Origin of the sequence: Pseudomonas fortuita, assembly GCF_026898135.2 — a bacterium.
Classification (GTDB): domain Bacteria; phylum Pseudomonadota; class Gammaproteobacteria; order Pseudomonadales; family Pseudomonadaceae; genus Aquipseudomonas; species Aquipseudomonas fortuita.
Window position 1 is genome coordinate 3,497,867 of the sequence record NZ_CP114035.2, and the last position, 16,079, is coordinate 3,513,945.

Annotated in this window: 14 protein-coding genes; 5 read left to right on the forward strand and 9 right to left on the reverse strand. The window is 64.1% G+C overall.

Annotation, left to right across the window (positions count from 1 at the left end; all coding sequences use genetic code 11):
- Positions 1 to 58 precede the first annotated feature (58 nt).
- Together OZ911_RS16030 and OZ911_RS16035 are read left to right on the forward strand one after the other, a co-directional pair.
- On the forward strand, positions 59 to 1,378 hold the full coding sequence (locus tag OZ911_RS16030; protein WP_070086539.1) for a flavin-containing monooxygenase: 1,320 nt from the start codon (positions 59 to 61) through the stop codon (positions 1,376 to 1,378).
- The gene (locus OZ911_RS16035) at positions 1,378 to 1,794 is read left to right on the forward strand and encodes a RidA family protein (RefSeq protein ID WP_012271993.1); all 417 of its coding nucleotides are present in this window, start codon (positions 1,378 to 1,380) and stop codon (positions 1,792 to 1,794) included. The genes OZ911_RS16030 and OZ911_RS16035 overlap by 1 nt, the downstream gene beginning before the upstream one ends.
- Here the strand turns inward: OZ911_RS16035 and OZ911_RS16040 are convergent.
- Genes OZ911_RS16040 through OZ911_RS16055 form a run of 4 tightly spaced genes read right to left on the reverse strand, consistent with a single transcriptional unit; the run spans position 1,785 to position 5,567 of the window.
- Positions 1,785 to 2,615 (reverse strand): sugar phosphate isomerase/epimerase family protein, encoded by an 831-nt coding sequence (locus OZ911_RS16040; RefSeq protein WP_016487438.1) that lies wholly within the window; start codon positions 2,613 to 2,615, stop codon positions 1,785 to 1,787. The two genes, OZ911_RS16035 and OZ911_RS16040, sit on opposite strands and share 10 nt — an antisense overlap.
- Positions 2,612 to 3,352 carry an SDR family NAD(P)-dependent oxidoreductase gene (locus OZ911_RS16045; RefSeq protein ID WP_016487439.1) on the reverse strand — a complete coding sequence of 247 codons (741 nt, stop codon included), beginning with the start codon at positions 3,350 to 3,352 and terminating at the stop codon, positions 2,612 to 2,614. Before OZ911_RS16045 ends, OZ911_RS16040 begins: the two co-directional genes overlap by 4 nt.
- On the reverse strand, positions 3,349 to 4,698 hold the full coding sequence (locus tag OZ911_RS16050) for an MFS transporter (RefSeq protein ID WP_023049346.1): 1,350 nt from the start codon (positions 4,696 to 4,698) through the stop codon (positions 3,349 to 3,351). The genes OZ911_RS16045 and OZ911_RS16050 overlap by 4 nt, the downstream gene beginning before the upstream one ends.
- Positions 4,699 to 4,739: 41 nt before the next feature.
- Positions 4,740 to 5,567 carry an amidohydrolase family protein gene (locus OZ911_RS16055; RefSeq protein ID WP_023049345.1) on the reverse strand — a complete coding sequence of 276 codons (828 nt, stop codon included), beginning with the start codon at positions 5,565 to 5,567 and terminating at the stop codon, positions 4,740 to 4,742.
- A 146-nt stretch (positions 5,568 to 5,713) separates the two neighbouring features.
- Between OZ911_RS16055 and OZ911_RS16060 the strand changes: the two genes are divergently transcribed.
- Positions 5,714 to 6,643, forward strand: coding sequence for a LysR family transcriptional regulator (locus OZ911_RS16060; protein ID WP_016487442.1), 930 nt, complete (start codon positions 5,714 to 5,716; stop codon positions 6,641 to 6,643).
- Between the two features lie 45 nt (positions 6,644 to 6,688).
- On the opposite strand, the gene OZ911_RS16065 is transcribed toward OZ911_RS16060, so the two are convergent.
- From OZ911_RS16065 to pgm, 4 genes are all read right to left on the reverse strand, one after another.
- Positions 6,689 to 9,094 carry a TonB-dependent receptor gene (locus OZ911_RS16065; RefSeq protein WP_145914084.1) on the reverse strand — a complete coding sequence of 802 codons (2,406 nt, stop codon included), beginning with the start codon at positions 9,092 to 9,094 and terminating at the stop codon, positions 6,689 to 6,691.
- A gap of 66 nt (positions 9,095 to 9,160) precedes the next feature.
- Positions 9,161 to 10,120 (reverse strand): FecR domain-containing protein, encoded by a 960-nt coding sequence (locus OZ911_RS16070; protein ID WP_268968368.1) that lies wholly within the window; start codon positions 10,118 to 10,120, stop codon positions 9,161 to 9,163.
- Positions 10,117 to 10,629 (reverse strand): sigma-70 family RNA polymerase sigma factor, encoded by a 513-nt coding sequence (locus tag OZ911_RS16075; RefSeq protein WP_016487445.1) that lies wholly within the window; start codon positions 10,627 to 10,629, stop codon positions 10,117 to 10,119. The genes OZ911_RS16070 and OZ911_RS16075 overlap by 4 nt, the downstream gene beginning before the upstream one ends.
- A gap of 77 nt (positions 10,630 to 10,706) precedes the next feature.
- Positions 10,707 to 12,344: a phosphoglucomutase (alpha-D-glucose-1,6-bisphosphate-dependent) gene (gene pgm, locus OZ911_RS16080; RefSeq protein ID WP_070086541.1), complete on the reverse strand. Its 1,638-nt coding sequence runs from the start codon at positions 12,342 to 12,344 to the stop codon at positions 10,707 to 10,709.
- A 182-nt stretch (positions 12,345 to 12,526) separates the two neighbouring features.
- On the opposite strand from pgm, the gene OZ911_RS16085 reads away from it, so the two are divergent.
- Together OZ911_RS16085 and OZ911_RS16090 are read left to right on the forward strand one after the other, a co-directional pair.
- Positions 12,527 to 13,174, forward strand: a complete 648-nt coding sequence (locus tag OZ911_RS16085; protein WP_023047929.1) for a DUF1345 domain-containing protein — start codon at positions 12,527 to 12,529, stop codon at positions 13,172 to 13,174.
- Positions 13,175 to 13,447: 273 nt separating this feature from the next.
- Positions 13,448 to 13,708: a DUF1652 domain-containing protein gene (locus OZ911_RS16090; RefSeq protein WP_016487448.1), complete on the forward strand. Its 261-nt coding sequence runs from the start codon at positions 13,448 to 13,450 to the stop codon at positions 13,706 to 13,708.
- On the opposite strand, the gene OZ911_RS16095 is transcribed toward OZ911_RS16090, so the two are convergent.
- Complete coding sequence (locus OZ911_RS16095) at positions 13,705 to 15,792, reverse strand: putative bifunctional diguanylate cyclase/phosphodiesterase (RefSeq protein ID WP_016487449.1); 2,088 nt, start codon at positions 15,790 to 15,792, stop codon at positions 13,705 to 13,707. The genes OZ911_RS16090 and OZ911_RS16095 overlap by 4 nt on opposite strands.
- Positions 15,793 to 16,079: the final 287 nt, after the last annotated feature.

A 16,079-nucleotide genomic window follows, 5' to 3' on the forward strand; every position in this document is an offset into this window, starting at 1 on the left:
AGGCAACGGCGGTCCTCCAAACCGACCTTACAAAAACCGCCTGAACAAGGGCTCGGACATGACACTGAACAACCTCGAAATCGATACGCTCGTCGTCGGCGCCGGTCAGGCCGGCGTGGCCATGAGCGAACACCTGAACAAGCTTGGCGTGCCGCACCTGGTGCTGGAGCGCAACCGCATCGCCGAGGCCTGGCGTACAGGCCGCTGGGACTCGCTGGTGGCCAACGGCCCGGTCTGGCACGACCGCTTCCCGGGCCTGGAATTCAACCTCGACGCCGACGCTTTCGCAGGCAAGGACCAGGTGGCCGACTACTTCGAGCAGTACGTACGCAAGTACAACTTGCCAGTGCGCACCGGCATCGAAGTGAAGCGCGTGGTGCGCAACAGCGACCGCCCAGGCTTCACCATCGAAACCAATGAAGGGGTGATTCGCGCCAACCGTGTGGTCGCCGCCACGGGTCCGTTCCAGAAACCGGTGATCCCGGCCATCGCACCGAAAGACAGCAACCTGCACCAGATCCACTCCGCCGCCTACTTCAACCCCGAGCAGTTGCCTGAGGGCGCTGTGCTGGTGGTCGGTGCAGGCTCCTCCGGCGTGCAGATTGCCGAAGAACTGATGCGCGCAGGCCGCCAGGTGTACCTGTCGGTCGGTGCCCACGACCGCCCGCCACGGGCCTACCGCAACCGCGATTTCTGCTGGTGGCTGGGTGTGCTGGGTGAGTGGGACGCAGAAATCGCCAAGCCCGGTCGCGAGCACGTGACCATCGCCGTCAGCGGCGCCCGCGGCGGCCACACCGTGGACTTCCGCGCCCTCGCCCATCAAGGCATGACCCTGGTCGGCCTTACCCAGTCGTTCGAAAACGGCGTGGCGCGCTTCCAGGACAACCTGGTCGAGAACATCAACCGCGGCGATGAAAACTACCTGGCCCTGCTGGATGCCGCCGATGCCTACATCGAAAGCAACAGCCTGGATCTGCCTGAAGAACCCGAAGCCCGCACACGCCTGGCCGACCCAGCCTGCATGAGCAACCCGCTGCGCGAACTGGACCTGGCCAACGCCGGCGTTACCAGCATCATCTGGGCCACTGGTTACGGCGTGGACTTCAGCTGGCTGCAGGTGGACACCTTCGATGCCAACGGCAAGCCCCAGCATCAGCGCGGCGTGGGCCGCGAACCTGGTGTGTACTTCCTGGGCCTGCCGTGGTTGTCGCGCCGTGGCTCTTCGTTCATCTGGGGCGTGTGGCACGACGCCAAGCACGTCGCCGGCCACATTGCCACGCAACGCACCTACCTGGCCTACCGCGACCGCGAACAGCGCGAGGCGGATGAGCAGCAAGCCAACACGATCAGCAACGTCAGCACCTTCGGAGCCCACTGATGCCTACCCATACTCGCATCCGCATGTTCAACACCAAGGAAACTTACCCCAACCAGACCCTGGACAACGACCTGTGCCAGGCCGTGCGGGCCGGCAATACCATCTACGTGCGCGGTCAGGTCGGTACCGACTTCGAAGGCAAACTGGTGGGCCTGGGTAACCCTCAGGCACAGACCGAGCAAGCCATGAAGAACGTCAAGCAATTGCTTGAAGAAGCAGGCTCCGACCTGTCACACATCGTCAAGACCACCACCTATATCACCGACCCACGTTTCCGCGAGCCGGTGTACAAGGAAGTGGGCAAGTGGCTGAAGGGCGTATTCCCGATCTCCACCGGGCTGGTGGTTGCCGGGTTGGCCCAGGCCGAGTGGCTGATGGAGATCGACGTGATTGCCGTGGTACCGGATCAGGAGTGACCGGCAACCTGCACAGCGGGTGACAGTTGTCGCCTGCCGTGCAGCCAGGCGTGGGTTACCTGTGCTGCCGCTTGCAGCCGATGCTCGGGGGGCAAGCCGGCGCACGGTACCTCCACACTGATGTCCACGTCCCCCGGCAACGCCGCCAGCAACGCTGCCAGCGGCAGTTGCCCTTGGCCCGGCAGCAAACGGCCTTCGCGCGCCTCGGGGATGATCAGCGCTTCTGCGGGCGCCAGCATCGGTGCATCGCACAGTTGCACCGCACGCAGCAAACGCGGGTCGACTGCGGCGATGTCGGCCACCTGGCCACCGGAGCGGAACAGGTGCAACGCATCCACCAGCACGCCACTGTTGGCCTGCCCCGCCCCCGTCACCACCGCACAAGCCTGCTGCACGGTCGCCACCGGGCGCCAGCGCATGAACTCAAGGTCCACACGCAGGCCATGGTCCCGCGCCATTTCACACAGCGCTGCAAAGTTCCCGGTCAGCCGCGCAACATCCTCGTCGTCGCCGGACACTGTCAGGCTCAACGCGCCCAGTTCGGCACCGGCGGCCAACAGCGCCTGGTAATCGGCAACCCGGGTTTGCGCCGTCAACGACACGAACTCGATGTCCCTCACACGTACGCCTTCCCCTGCCAGCACCGCCCGCAGCTCACGCATTGCCTGGCTACCGGCGGCAACCGGGTAGGCCAACGCACCCGCCATTACCGGGTGCAGGCGCAGCCCCACCGCACTGAATCCGGCGTGGCGCGCCTCGCGTACCAGCCGCGCCGGCGCCAGCTCCAGCGCCGTCAGGTGCGCCACGCCCAGGCCAGTCAATAGGTCGCCCTCCCACCACTGAGGTCGAATACAAAACCGGTGGTAAAGCTGCACTCGGGCCCGGCAATCCAGCTGACCATGTTGGCGATCTCCTCGGCCTTGAGGAAGCGCCCCATGGGGATCTTGGCCTTGCTCGCGGCGATGTGTTCCGCCGTCATCTCGGCCATCAGCGGCGTCTCGACCATGGCCGGTGCCACGCAGTTGAGCAGTACACCGTCCTGGGCCAGTTCCTTGGCTGCTGCCTTGGTGAAGGCGATGACACCGGCTTTGGCGGCCGAATAGGCCGAGATGTACTGCACGCCATCCTTGCCGGCCATGGAGGCGATGTTGACGATGCGCCCGTAACCGCGCTCACGCATGTGCGGGATGGCGGTGCGGCAGCAATAGAACACACCGTTCAGGTCGATGGCGATGACCTTGTCCCAGGCCTCTGGCGGGTACTCCCACGACGCCACCACCGGGCCGTTGATGCCGGCATTGTTGACCAGGATCTGCACTTGCCCCAAGCGTGCCAGCGTCTCGGCGAAAGCCGCCTCCACCGAGGCCAGCGACGACACATCGACCGGCTGGCGCAGCACCGGCTCAAAGCCGTTTTCGACGCTGTCCCAGCCATCGACCGCGAGGTCCCATATCACCACCTGCGCGCCGGCGGCATGCAGGCGCTGTGCGATCGCCAGGCCGATGCCACGCATGCCACCGGTCACGATTGCGGTCTGGCCTTGCAGGTACTGGCTCATTGTTTAGCTCCATTTTCTTCAGAAGGAATTTCCGGCAAGCGACGCAGGTCGCTGACCATGAACAGGTAGCACAGCGCCCCCAGCACGGTGATCGACGACACGAACGCCAGGGCCCACACGAACGAGCCGGTCAGCGAAACGATGATGCCGATGGTCAGGGGTGTCACAATGCCCGCCGCGTTGGCAAACAGGTTGAACAGCCCACCACTGAGGCCCAGCAAACCTTTGGGGGCGATATCGGACACGATCATCCAGGCCAGCGCCGACATGCCCTGGGCGAAATAGGCGATGCACAGGATGGTGATGACCAGCGCGTCGGCCTCGACGTAGTTGGCCAGCACGATCACCGAGGCGGTAAGCAACCCGGCGATGACTGGCAGCTTGCGCGCTACGTTCAGCGAGTAGCCACGGCGTAGCAAGGCGTCCGACAGCCATCCGCCGACCAGTGTGCCCAGCGAAGCGGCAATGAACGGCAGCACCGCCACCCAGCCGACCTTGAGCCAGGGCATGTGCCGCTCGGTCACCAGATAGGTGGGGAACCAGGTCAGGAAGAACACGTTGGTGGAGTTGCAGGCGAACTGCCCCAGGCAGATGCCCAGCATGTTGCGGTGCTTGAGCAGCGCCGGGATCTGCGACCAGCGGAACGAGGTGGCTTTCTGCCCGCCATCGACCACCCCGCCACCGGCGGCGATGTAGTCAAGTTCGGCCTGGTTGGCGGTGGTCGACTCGTGTGGTTCATGGTACTTGCGCCACCACACCAGGCCATAGAGGATGCCCACCAGGCCCACGGCCAGCAGCAGAAAGCGCCAGCCATAGGCGTGCAGCACCCAGAACAGCAGCGGCGTCAGGAACGCCAGCCCGGTGTATTCGGCAAAGGTGTAGATACCCGTCGCCCGGGCCCGCTCACTCTGCGGGAACCAGGTAGCCACCACCCGGCTGTTGGTAGGGAAGCACGGTGCTTCGGTCATGCCCACCAGAAAGCGCATGCCCAGCAACGACATAAAGCCCTGCGCCAGCCCTTGCAGGCCGGTGAACAGCGACCACAGCGTCAGCGCCAGCCAATAGGTGAGCTTGGTGCCCAGCCGGTCGATGAGGATGCCACCCGGGATCTGCGCGGCGGCGTAGGTCCACGAGAAGGCAGAAAAGATCACCCCCATCATTGCCGCGTTCAGGCCCAGGTCGGCACTGATGCTGGGCGCGGCAATGCCCATCACGCTGCGGTCGAGGTAGTTGATCATGGTGCCGCCCGAAATCAGCGCCAGAATCATGAAGCGGGTGCGGGTGCGTTGCTGCGCGCGTGCCGGGGTGTCAAACACCCCAAGGCTGGCGTTCTGTTCAGTGTTCATGACGGTTGCTCTCTTGTTATTGGAATGGCAAAAACCAGGTTCTAGGCGAACCCGAACAAGCGTCGGGGGGTGTCCCACATCACCGTGCGGCGCAGCCGGGCATCCGGCATCAGGCGCTCGGCCAGTTTCAGCAGCGGGCCGTAGTCCACCCGCGAGCGTTGGCGGATGAACGGCCAGTCCGAGCCCCATACGCAGGCATCCGCACCAAAGGCTTCGAGCAGGGCGTGCACGTAGGCGCTGCTTTGCTCCAGCAATGCCTCACTTGCAGCGAACTTCTGCATGCCTGACAGCTTGACACTGGCGCGGCCACTGTCAGCCAGTTGCAACAACGCCTGAAAGCCCGGTTGCTGCACGCCGGCCGCCACGTCCGGCCGACCGCAGTGGTCGATCAGCAAGCGTGCACGTGAGCCCTCGAGCAGGCGGCGCAGTTCAAGCAGCTGGTCATCGCATACCTGCACCTGGGCGAACAGACCGAGCTCGGCAAGCTTGCCGAACAGCCCGTCAACGTCCTTGAGGCTGGCTACCCCGTAAAGCGCGGGGTTGAAGGCGATGCCGACCACGCCCTGCGCCTGCAGCGCAGCCAGGGCATCGAGGTGGATACCCGCCTCGACCACGGCCACGCCTTTGAACCGCCCCTGCCCGGTGGCCAAGGCATGCAACAGGCAGCGGTTGTCGGTGTGGTAGCCACTGTTGGGGCCTACCAGCAAGGCATGTTGCACGCCGTAGGCATCCATCACCTGGGTGAACTGTTCCTGGGTGGCGACTTCCTGCCCGGAGGGCGCATAGGGTGCGTCGGGGTGGTAAGGGAAACGGGCGGGATCAAACAAATGGTTATGGCAATCGATCTTCGGTTCGTCAAAGATGTTCACGCAACACTCCCGGCAAGCGCCACTGCACTGGCCTTCAGATCTTGTTATTGTGCGCCGCAAGGCGATTTGGCTGGGTTCAAGATACTGCGTGGCCGGGTTTGACGCTCATACCCAGATGGCCAAGACCATAACCGAAGGTAATACACATGCTGCTTGGCAACGAAGGCGCAGACACGAGCCCCATGGTGTTCAAACTGCGGCACATGGAAGTGTTCCGTGCGGTGATGCTGACCGGCTCGATCAGCGCGGCGGCCAAGCTGCTGTACGTATCGCAGCCAGCTGTCAGCAAGCTGATCCAGTACATAGAGGGGCGTTTGACCTACCGCCTGTTCGAGCGCATCAACAACCGCCTGGTGCCCACGGCCGAGGCGCAGGTGCTGTTCCGCGAAGTCGAGCGGGTGTACCAGGCGGCGCTGGAGGTTAACGAATGCGCCCTGTCACTGGGCGCAGGCGGCCACCGCAAGCTGCGCATCTCGTGCAGCGCTTCGCTGTCCACAGTGGTGATCCCGATTGCCCTGGCCCAACTCAAACGGGAGGCACCTTCGCTGAACATCGAGTGGCAAACCTCGCTGATGGGCGAGATGCCCAACCAGATCCTGTCGAAAAAGGTCGACCTGTCGATTGCCGCCCTGCCCGTGGTACACGATCACCTGCATTCGCAGGCCTTCATGCGCGGGCGTATGGTGGTGGTGATGCCACCCGATCACGCTTTGGCCAGGCATACCTCGCTGACCTTGCAGCAACTGGAAGGCCATGCGCTGCTGCTGTTCAGGCCCGACATGCCCTTTGGCAAACTGCTGGCCGGGCACATCGAGCGGCACGGCGTGCAGTTGCCGTCGCTGTTGTCGTTTACCAATGCCAACGAGGCGGTGGCGCTGGTCAAGCAAGGCATGGGCATCAGCGTGATCGACGAATTCGTGGCGCAGGACAGCGGCCTGGCGGTGGTGCCGCTGGCGGACGAAATTCACTTCGACATCAGCTTTGTCTATTCGCGCTTCGAGCCGCCGTCGCATGCGGCGATGCACCTGATGCGCGTGTTGCAGGGCCAGGCGCAAAAGCTTGGGCGGGCGATGTAGGCTGATCAGTCCATTGGCGCTGCTGTGCAGCCCCGGCTGTTTGAGCTAGAAACCTACGGTTGCCGATAGCAGGTAGGTCCGCGGCGTGGAAAGGGTCAGCCCCGGTTCACTGTCATCCGAGGCCCCGGCCGAGCTCCAGTAGCGATCATCCAGCACGTTCTCGACACTGGCCCGCAAGGTAACCTCGGTAGCGTCCACGTTGAAGGCATAACGCGCCCCCAGGTCGTAACGCTCCCAGCCATCGATCTGCTTGCTGTTGTTCTGGTCCAGGTATTGCGAGCTGGAGTGAATGCCCCGCGCCGTCAGGGTCAGGCCGTGCACCCCCGGCACATCCCATTCGGCGCCGAGGTTGACGTTGTACTCGGGGGTGGCCGGCGCGCGGTTGCCATCAACGGCGCCACCCACGGTATCGGTCAGCTCGCTGTCGATGTACATCACCCCGCCCAGCACCCGCACCCCTTGCATGGGTTCACCGAACACGCTCAACTCGATACCGCGGTTGTCACGCTTGCCATTGGGGCCGAACACCCGCGAAGTGGCGTTGGTTTCGTACGCCGGCTGGCGGATGCGGAAGGCACTGGCGGTAAAGGCGACCTGGCCCAGGTCGTACTTGGCCCCTACCTCGACCTGGCGGCTGGTGAAAGGCGGGAAGATCTGGTCTTCGTTGATCGAGGTCGACGGTGCGATCTTGCCTTGGCTCAGGCCTTCCATGTAGTTGGCGTACAGCGACAGCTGATCGGTGACTTTGAGCAACACGCCCCCAGAAGGCGAGACCTTTTCTTCATCGTAGGCGGTGTCGCCTTTGACGCCGTCGCTCCAGTCATCCACTTGCACCCGCTGCCAGCGCGCCCCCAGGGTCAGCAGCAGGCGGTCATCGAAAAACCCGAGGGTGTCGGCCAGCGCCACGCCGGAGAAGCGGTTCTCGGTGTAGACCTCTGGATCGATGCGCGTCGGCGTACCCGGTGTCGGCGTCGCTATCGGGTTGTAGAGGTTACTGGGCGCCGAAGCATAGCGGGCGCCGCCGTTGGTGAAGTCCATGTAGAAGTAGGTGGCGGCCAGGTTCAGCTCGTGGCTGACAGGCCCGGTGTGGAACCAGTTGCGCACACCCGCCATGGCGGTGCGCACCGTTTCATCGCGGGTAAAATCCCGAGGCTGCACGCTGAAGTCGCCGGCATCGTTGGTGATGGACACGTTGTGCCGCAGGAAGTCATGGTTGCTTTTGCGCGCGCCGACTGCACCATACGCCAGCAGCGACTCGCTGACGTCGTACTCGGCATGCAGTGCGCCAAAGGCGTCGTTGGTGCGCGCCTTGCTCCAGGCCTGGGCATAGTTGCGCCGTACATCGTTGGCATCCGGCACTCTGGCGTTGGCACCGACCAGCACACGCTCTTGCGGCGCATCGGTGTCACGCTGGGTGTGGCCGAGGTCTGCCGACAACCGCAGGCGCTCGCCACGAAAATCCAGGCCCAGCACCGCCATCTCGCGCTCGACGCGCTGGTGGTCCCATTCGGTATCACCCGACTGCTTCACACCGTTGAAGCGCACGCCAAACTGCTGGCCTTCGCCAAAGCGCCGACCAACGTCCACCGCGCCGCCTGCCTGACCAGCCGACGCGTAGCTGCCGGTGAACTCGGTGATCGGCTTGTCGCCGGCCCGCTTGGGCTGCACGTTGATACCGCCGCCCACGCTGCCACGCGGCGAAATGCCGTTGATCAACTGGCTGGGGCCTTTGATGATGTCGACCCGGTCGGCCATTTCCATGTCGATCGAGTAGGTCGGCAAGATGCCGTACAGGCCGTTGTACGCCACGTCACTGTTGAACAGGCTGAAGCCGCGAATGGTGAACTGCTCGAAACGCCCACCCGCCGGGTTGGTCGCACGCACCGAGGGGTCGGTGGCGATGAGCTCGCCCAAGGTGCGTGCTTGCTGGTTCTTCACCAGCTCGCTGGTGTAGCTGGTGATGCTGAACGGGGTTTCCATGAAATCGCGTGCGCCAAGCAGGCCCTGTGCACCTTGGCGCGCAACCTGCCCACCGGCATATGGCTGTGCTTCACCGGCTGCCGCCAGGCCGCCGACAATGCTGGTAGGGGCAATTTCCAGCGCGCCACCCGCCTGGGGTGCCGGTACCAGAGTGAAAGCGCCCTCCCCCACGGGCAGCAATTGCAGGCCGCTGCCACTCAGCAGCTGCAAGAACCCTTCTTCGACACTGTAGCGACCCGACAGGCCATTGCTCTGCCGGCCCTGGACCAGTGCCGGGTCCAGCGATAGGCTGACGCCGGCCTGGTCGGCAAACCGGGTAAGCGCGGCGCCCAGGCTGGCGGCCGGTACCTGATAGGCACGTCGCTCCGCCTCATCAGCCCAGGTGGGTGCAGACAACAACAGGCTCATGGCAAACAACGGACGCACTGCGCGCACCAGTGGGCGCAAGCGGCAAGACATTACTGCAGGCATTGAACAAGGCTCCCCTTTAGTTTCTTCTACCGGTAATGACCGGCGAGTGAAAAAAAGGGGACAGCCTCATGCACGATTTTCTCGCCCAACTAGGCTCACCCAAAAACGCGTGCGTGCCTGTACCTGCAACGGCAGGCTGGCGGCAAGCAAGGCCAGCACCCGATCAGTATCGTCAAGGCGGAAAGTGCCGGTGACCCTGAGCTGTTCCAGTTCCGGGGCCCAGCGCAGCACACCGGGGCGGTACCGTCGCAGTTCATGCAACAGCTCGCCCAAGGAGCGGTCATCCAGGCGCAGCACGCCTTCGCGCCAGCCCAGCAGCCATTCGTCCAGGGCGGTAACCGGGCCGACGCCAGCCACCTGCAAACTGGCCTGCTGCCCGGCCTGCAGCACCTGGGCCGCGCCACGCAGTGGCTGCAGGCTGGCCAGCCCCTTGACCACTGAAACCCGGCAGGCCTCATCGACCAGGCGCAAGCACACTTCACCTGCATTGAAGTCGCCAGCGCTGAGTGCAACCTGCCCGTAAGGCACCTGCACGGCCAGGCTCAGGCTATCGGGTACCCTGAGCGCCACTTCGCCGCGCAACAGCGCCAGCCGGCGCGCGCGCAGGTCGATATCCACCGCACTGTCGGTGTTCAGCTGTACAAAGGTGCCATCGCTCAGCAGCACCTGCCGGCGCTCCCCTACCCCTGTGCGCATGTCGGCCGTCCAGGCCTCGAGCGGCAGCTCCCGGCTTGCCAACCAGGCGGCCGGTAGCAGCGCCGCGACACCCAAGGCTTGCTTGAGCAGCGCGCGGCGGCCGGCGTCCGGGCGGTCAAGGGTGGCCATGGCCAACGCCCCGGGCAACCCGGAAAAACGCTCGCGCAGCAGTGATGCCTTTTGCCAGGCGTGTTCGTGCAGGCTGTTGCTGGCCCGCCACTGTGCCAGGCGCAGCAAATCAGTCTCGCTGGCGTCGCCAGAATCCAGCAACGCCAGCCAGCGGGCGGCAGCACGCACCGCTTCACGGGTTTCGGGGGAGTGGGTGGTCATTGCAACTCGGCCAGCAGGCAATGTTCGTAAGCCTGCGCCATGTAGCGTTTGACGGAGCGCTCGCACACGCCCAGGCGCGTGCCGATCTCGGCATAACCCAGGCCTTCGAGCTGGCTCCAGAGAAAAGCCTTGCGGACCGGCGCCTTCAGGCCATCAAGCAGCTCATCCAGGGCTTGCAGGGTTTCCAGTAACAGCCAGCGCTGCTCGGGCGAGGGCACGTGCTGCTCGGGCAGATGCGCCAAGGCATCAAGGTAGGCCCGCTCCAGGCTGCGCCGCTGGTGGAAGTTGCTCAGCAGCCGCTTGCCCACCGTGAGCAGGTAGGCGCGTGGCTCACGAATGTCTGCCAGTGGCTGTGCACTGGCCAGCACCCGCAGGAAGGTATCCTGGCTGAGGTCGGCGGCATCCCAGGCATTGCCCAGGCGCCGGCGTAGCCAGGTTTCAAGCCAGCTGCGGTGCTCCCGGTACAGGGCAGGCAGGCTAGGCTCCGGTGGCGGCGCAACGTCAATCATGGAATGGCCCTGCGGCGGCGTAAACAGTATTAATTCTAATTTACGTTACGCCGCAGCACCAAGCGGTTTGTTACCGGTCAGGCAATCGCCGCATCCACCAACACCTGCGCTTCTTGTACCAGGCGCTGCAAGTGCGCCTCGTCGATGAAGCTTTCGGCGTAGATCTTGTAGATGTCCTCGGTGCCCGACGGCCGCGCGGCGAACCAGCCGTTGGCAGTCATCACCTTCAGCCCGCCAATCGCCTGGCCATTGCCCGGTGCGTGGCTGAGGATCTGCACGATTGGCTCACCGGCCAGTTCGGTCGATTTCACCTGCTCCGGCGCCAGCTTGCTCAGCAACGCCTTCTGCCGCGCATCGGCCTTGGCCTCGACACGGGTGGCGAACGGCTTGCCCAGCGCGTCAGTCAGGTCGGCATAGGCCTGGCTCGGGTTGCGACCGGTGCGGGCGGTCATCTCGGCGGCCAGCAAGGCCGGGATCAGCCCGTCCTTGTCGGTCGCCCAGACCGAACCATCACGGCGCAGGAACGACGCACCGGCACTCTCTTCGCCGCCAAAGCCAAGCGAGCCGTCAAACAACCCCTGGGCAAAGTACTTGAAGCCCACCGGCACTTCGTACAGCTCACGGCCCAGGCGCTGGGTGACGCGGTCGATCAGGCCGCTGGACACCACGGTCTTGCCCACGGCGGCGTCGGTGCGCCATTGCGGGCGGTGGCGGAACAGGTAGTCGATGGCGACGGCCAGGTAGTTGTTCGGCGCCAGCAGGCCGTCCGAGGTGACGATGCCGTGGCGGTCGTGGTCCGGATCGCAGGCAAAGGCCACGTCGAAGCGCTCGCGCAGGCCGATCAGGCCTTGCATGGCGTATGGCGAGGAAGGGTCCATGCGGATCTGGCCGTCCCAGTCGACGGTCATGAAGCGGAAGGTCGGGTCCACCTCGGTGTTCACTACTTCCAGGTCCAGCTTGTAGTGTTCGGCAATGGCCGACCAGTAGCGCACCCCTGCCCCGCCCAACGGGTCGACGCCCAGGCGCAGCTTGGCGCTGCGGATGATGTCGAAGTCGATGACGTTTTCCAGGTCCGCCACATAGCTGCTCACGTAGTCGTGGCGCTGGGTGGTCGGCGCCTTCAGCGCCTGGGCATGGTCCATGCGCTTGACGCCTGCCAGGTTCGCTGCCAGCAACTCGTTGGCCTTGGCCTCGACCCATTTGGTCACGTCGCTGTCGGCAGGGCCACCATTGGGCGGGTTGTACTTGAAGCCACCGCTTTGCGGCGGGTTGTGCGACGGGGTGATGACGATGCCGTCGGCCAGGCCCTGCTGGCGGCCACGGTTGTAGCAAAGAATGGCGTGGGATACGGCCGGGGTGGGCGTGTATTCGTCGTCCTTGGACAGCATCACCTGCACACCATTGGCTGCCAGCACTTCCAGCGCGCTGGCAGTGGCCGGCGCCGACAGTGCGTGGGTGTCGGCGCCGATGAACAGCGGCCCATCGATGCCCTTTTCCTGGCGGTACAGGCAGATGGCCTGGGTGATGGCCAGCACGTGGTATTCGTTGAAACTCAATTCAAGCGAAGTGCCCCGGTGCCCTGAGGTGCCGAAGGCCACTCGCTGGGCCGCCACGGCAGCGTCGGGGCGGCCGGTATAGTAGGCGGTGAGCAGTCGGGGAATATCGACCAGCACACTTGCCGGAGCCGGCTTGCCTGCCAAAGGACTGAGCGTCATGCAAAAACCTCGAGTTCAACGGATGTTGGTGTTGGAGCATGCAGTGTACTGAGAGTTGCAATGTCGCGCGACGGGCGACATCAAAGAATCAGCATGTGCACCGTGCCCTTGTAGGCGCGTGAAGCAGAGACAGCGCGTAAACGGTCTAGAGTAGTAGCCACCCCCCCAGTAAATGAGGCCCCATGGCTTTTCACCGCCTGACCCGAACCCACCCCCGCCTGAGCATCGCCGCCGCAGTCGGCCTTGTCGGCGCCTGGCTGATCCCCGCCGGTGACACCGTCCAGCACATCCTCGCCGGCTGGAACCTCGGCGTATGGCTGTACCTGCTGCTGGTGCTGTACCTCACCTGGGGCGCCAGCCCGGAAAAAGTCCGCAGGGTGGCCCGTGTCGAAGACGAAAACGCAGGCATGGTGCTGCTCACGGTGTGCATCGCTGCCATCGCCAGCCTCGCCGCGGTCACCCTGCAACTGGTGTCCAGCAAAGGCTTGCAGGGCACGGCACTGGCCCTGCACTACCTTTACACCGGCCTGACCGTGGCCGGCTCCTGGCTGCTGATCGGCTGTATTTTCAGCCTGCATTACGCCCGCCTGTTCTACACCGGACGCAACCATGAAACACCGTTACGTTTCGCCGACGGCGAGCGCAACCCGGATTATTGGGACTTTCACTACTTCTCGTTCACCATCAGCGTGGCCGTGCAAACCTCCGACGTAGGCGTTGCCGGCAGGCAACTGCGCAGGGTGGTACTGGCACATTCGCTGGTGGGTTTCGTGTTCAATACGGCGATCCTAGGGTTCACCATCAACATCGCGGCCGGGCTGCTGGGGTGAGCCTGCCGCTCGTCCGAAAAGTGTTTCGCCGATACCCCGTGAAAACGTACGGCTTGACGCGGATAACCGCTGCTATCGCGCGATGTAAACGTTTGCCTGAATGCAGCTGGCTTATGGGCATGCTCCCACGGATGTGAGCCAAGTCATGGATTGCTACATTTGTCATGTTTGCAGCCGAGAATCACCCGTAGCAACTGCTATGTTTACATTCCCGGCAGCCACATGGGTGTGGCTGGCTGCTCACCACGTCCAGGCACGGACAAGGAGGCTGGCATGAACAAAATGACGTTCCCCAACGCCTGCCAGGTGATGCGCTGGCACTTCCATCCATTGGGCTTCGAAGCCAACATGGATGCGCCCCGCAGCATGGTCGCGCGGCTGTTCGACCGCACCACCGGCGAAACCCTGATGGCCATCGCCGGCATCCCGTGTGCCGCAATCATGGCCGCAGCCGATGTGGAGCGCATCATCGAAGCCGTCGAAGCGGAAATGGACGCGTTCATACCCGCCCTCTCCTTGCGCAGCGCTGGCTAACCTGCGGCGCTCTTGTCCTGGTGCAACGCCTGCAACTTGGCCATGAACTGCTCGGCCGGTACCGGCTGCCCTAGCAGATAACCTTGCAGCGAATCACAACCCAGACGGGTCAGGAAGTCCTGCTGCCTGTCGGTTTCCACCCCTTCGGCAACGATGCGCAGGCCCAGCGCCTGGCCCAACGCGACGATTGCCGAGACAATCGCTGCATCGTCACTGTCCTGCTCCAGGTCTCGCACAAAGCCACGGTCGATCTTCAACTCGTTGGCCGGCAGGCGCTTGAGGTACATCAGGCTGGAGTAGCCGGTGCCAAAATCATCGATGGACAGGTCCACGCCCATGTCAGACAGGCGTTGCAGCACGGTCAGGCTGGCATCGGCATCGTGCATGGCGGTGGTCTCGGTAATTTCCAGGGTCAGGCAATTGGCCGGCAGGCCGTTCTCCCGCAGGGCCCGGGCCACACTCTCGACCAACCCTGCATGGCAGAACTGGATGGCCGACAGGTTCACCGCCATGCGCCAGCCCGCGTGCCCCTGGTCCAGCCAATGGCGCATCTGCCGGCAGGCTTCGTCAAGCACCCATTCACCGATCGGGATGATCAGGCCGGTCTTTTCTGCCAAGCCGATGAAGCGGTCGGGCAGCAACAGACCGTGCTGCGGGTGTTCCCAGCGCAACAAAGCCTCGGCACCAATCGGCAGGCAGGCCTGGGCGTCGAACTTGGGCTGGTAATGCAACCGGAACTGGCGTTGTTCCAGCGCCTGACGCAGGTCCTGCAGCAGTTGAAGTTGCTGACGTGCATTGCTGTTCATCGACGCGTCAAAGAAGCTGTAGCCGTTCTTGCCGGCGCTTTTGGCGTGGTACATGGCGGCATCGGCATTGCGCAACAGTTCGTGTTGGTCCTGGCCATTACCGGGGTACAGGACGATGCCCAGGCTCGCCGACAGTTGCAGGTCGTGCTCGGCCACGCGAAATGGCCGCGACACCAGATTCACCTGCTTGACCGCCACGTCCATGGCATCGTCAGGCTCGTGCAGCTCTACCAGCAGCACGAATTCGTCTCCGCCGATGCGCGCCAGGGTGTCTTGGCTGTGCAGGTGGCCGCGCAGGCGTGCCGCTACGGCCTTGAGCAGCAGGTCACCTATATGGTGGCCAAAGGCATCGTTGACCGGCTTGAAACCGTCCAGGTCGATGAACATCAGGGCAAAACAGCCGCCCTGCTCCGCCACCTTGGCGATGGCTTGCTCGATGCGGTCGGCCAGCAGGGTACGGTTGGGCAGATCTGTAAGGGTGTCGTGCAGGGCCAGCTGGGTCAGTTCCTGGTTGGCCAGTGTCAGCGAACGGGCCAACTCGGCTGTGCGCGCCTCAAGGCGGGCATCCAGCACCGAGGTCAGCAAGGCCACCGCCAGCACCGCCAGGGTAGTGATCAGCACCAGATAGACGAGGCCGTCGCCCTGCAGCCCGCCGCCCAGCGCACCACAGAAGCTGCCTACGGGGAAATTCGCCGCCGCCATGCCGGTGTAATGCATGCCCACGATCGCAATGCCCATCACCACCGCCGCCAGACCACGGATCTGCCGCACATAAGGGGTGTGCCTGCGCAGACGGAAGGCGATCCACAACGCCGCCGCCGAGGCCCCCACGGCAATCAGCAGCGAGGCGCCGAACAATGTGGGGTCGTAATCGATGCCCGGTAGCATGCGCATCGCCGCCATGCCGGTGTAGTGCATGCAAGCGATACCGGCCCCCATGATCAGTGCGCCGAACCCCAGTTGCAGCCCCGGCAGGCTCGGCTGGCTCACCAGCCACAAGGCAAACCCCGAGGACAGCACGGCGATCAACAGCGAGAACGCGGTCAAGGCAAGGTCGTAACCCAGATCGATGGGCAGGCTGAACGCAAGCATGCCAATGAAGTGCATCGACCACACGCCGATGCCCATGGCCAGCCCGCCGCCGCCCATCCAAAGGTAGGCAGCCCGGCCCTTGGCGGTGGCGATGCGGCCAGTCAGGTCAAGGGCGGTATAGGACGCCAGAATCGCCACGCACAGCGAAATCAACACCAGTGAAGAGGAGTAGCTACCGGTCAGCATTGGGAATTCCAGCGACGGGACAGGGGGCCCGGCAAAAGCTGACGATTGTACTCAAGCTTAAGCGAAACGCACGGGGTTTTTGCGAATGGGAATGGATCCAATAAGGCCCATGGCCATTGCGGGAGCGGGCTTGTCCCGCGAAGGGGTTTACGCGGTGCATGGCACCGGCTGTGCCGGTGTTCGCGGGGCAAGCCCGCTACCACAGAGGTTGCAAAACCAGGTGCGCACACAGAGATCGCCGGGGCCGCCTTGCGGCCCGATCCCGACACAAGGCCGCTCCTCCAAGG

Bases quoted from the DNA above. Each gene is read 5' to 3' on its own strand.
- OZ911_RS16085 (WP_023047929.1), top strand. From the start codon at position 12,527: ATGGCTTTTCACCGCCTGACCCGAACCCACCCCCGCCTGAGCATCGCC.
- OZ911_RS16045 (WP_016487439.1), bottom strand. From the start codon at position 3,352: ATGAGCCAGTACCTGCAAGGCCAGACCGCAATCGTGACCGGTGGCATG.
- pgm (WP_070086541.1), bottom strand. From the start codon at position 12,344: ATGACGCTCAGTCCTTTGGCAGGCAAGCCGGCTCCGGCAAGTGTGCTG.
- OZ911_RS16030 (WP_070086539.1), top strand. From the start codon at position 59: ATGACACTGAACAACCTCGAAATCGATACGCTCGTCGTCGGCGCCGGT.
- OZ911_RS16075 (WP_016487445.1), bottom strand. From the start codon at position 10,629: ATGATTGACGTTGCGCCGCCACCGGAGCCTAGCCTGCCTGCCCTGTAC.
- OZ911_RS16090 (WP_016487448.1), top strand. From the start codon at position 13,448: ATGAACAAAATGACGTTCCCCAACGCCTGCCAGGTGATGCGCTGGCAC.
- OZ911_RS16095 (WP_016487449.1), bottom strand. From the start codon at position 15,792: ATGCTGACCGGTAGCTACTCCTCTTCACTGGTGTTGATTTCGCTGTGC.
- OZ911_RS16035 (WP_012271993.1), top strand. From the start codon at position 1,378: ATGCCTACCCATACTCGCATCCGCATGTTCAACACCAAGGAAACTTAC.
- OZ911_RS16050 (WP_023049346.1), bottom strand. From the start codon at position 4,698: ATGAACACTGAACAGAACGCCAGCCTTGGGGTGTTTGACACCCCGGCA.
- OZ911_RS16060 (WP_016487442.1), top strand. From the start codon at position 5,714: ATGCTGCTTGGCAACGAAGGCGCAGACACGAGCCCCATGGTGTTCAAA.
- OZ911_RS16070 (WP_268968368.1), bottom strand. From the start codon at position 10,120: ATGACCACCCACTCCCCCGAAACCCGTGAAGCGGTGCGTGCTGCCGCC.
- OZ911_RS16065 (WP_145914084.1), bottom strand. From the start codon at position 9,094: ATGCCTGCAGTAATGTCTTGCCGCTTGCGCCCACTGGTGCGCGCAGTG.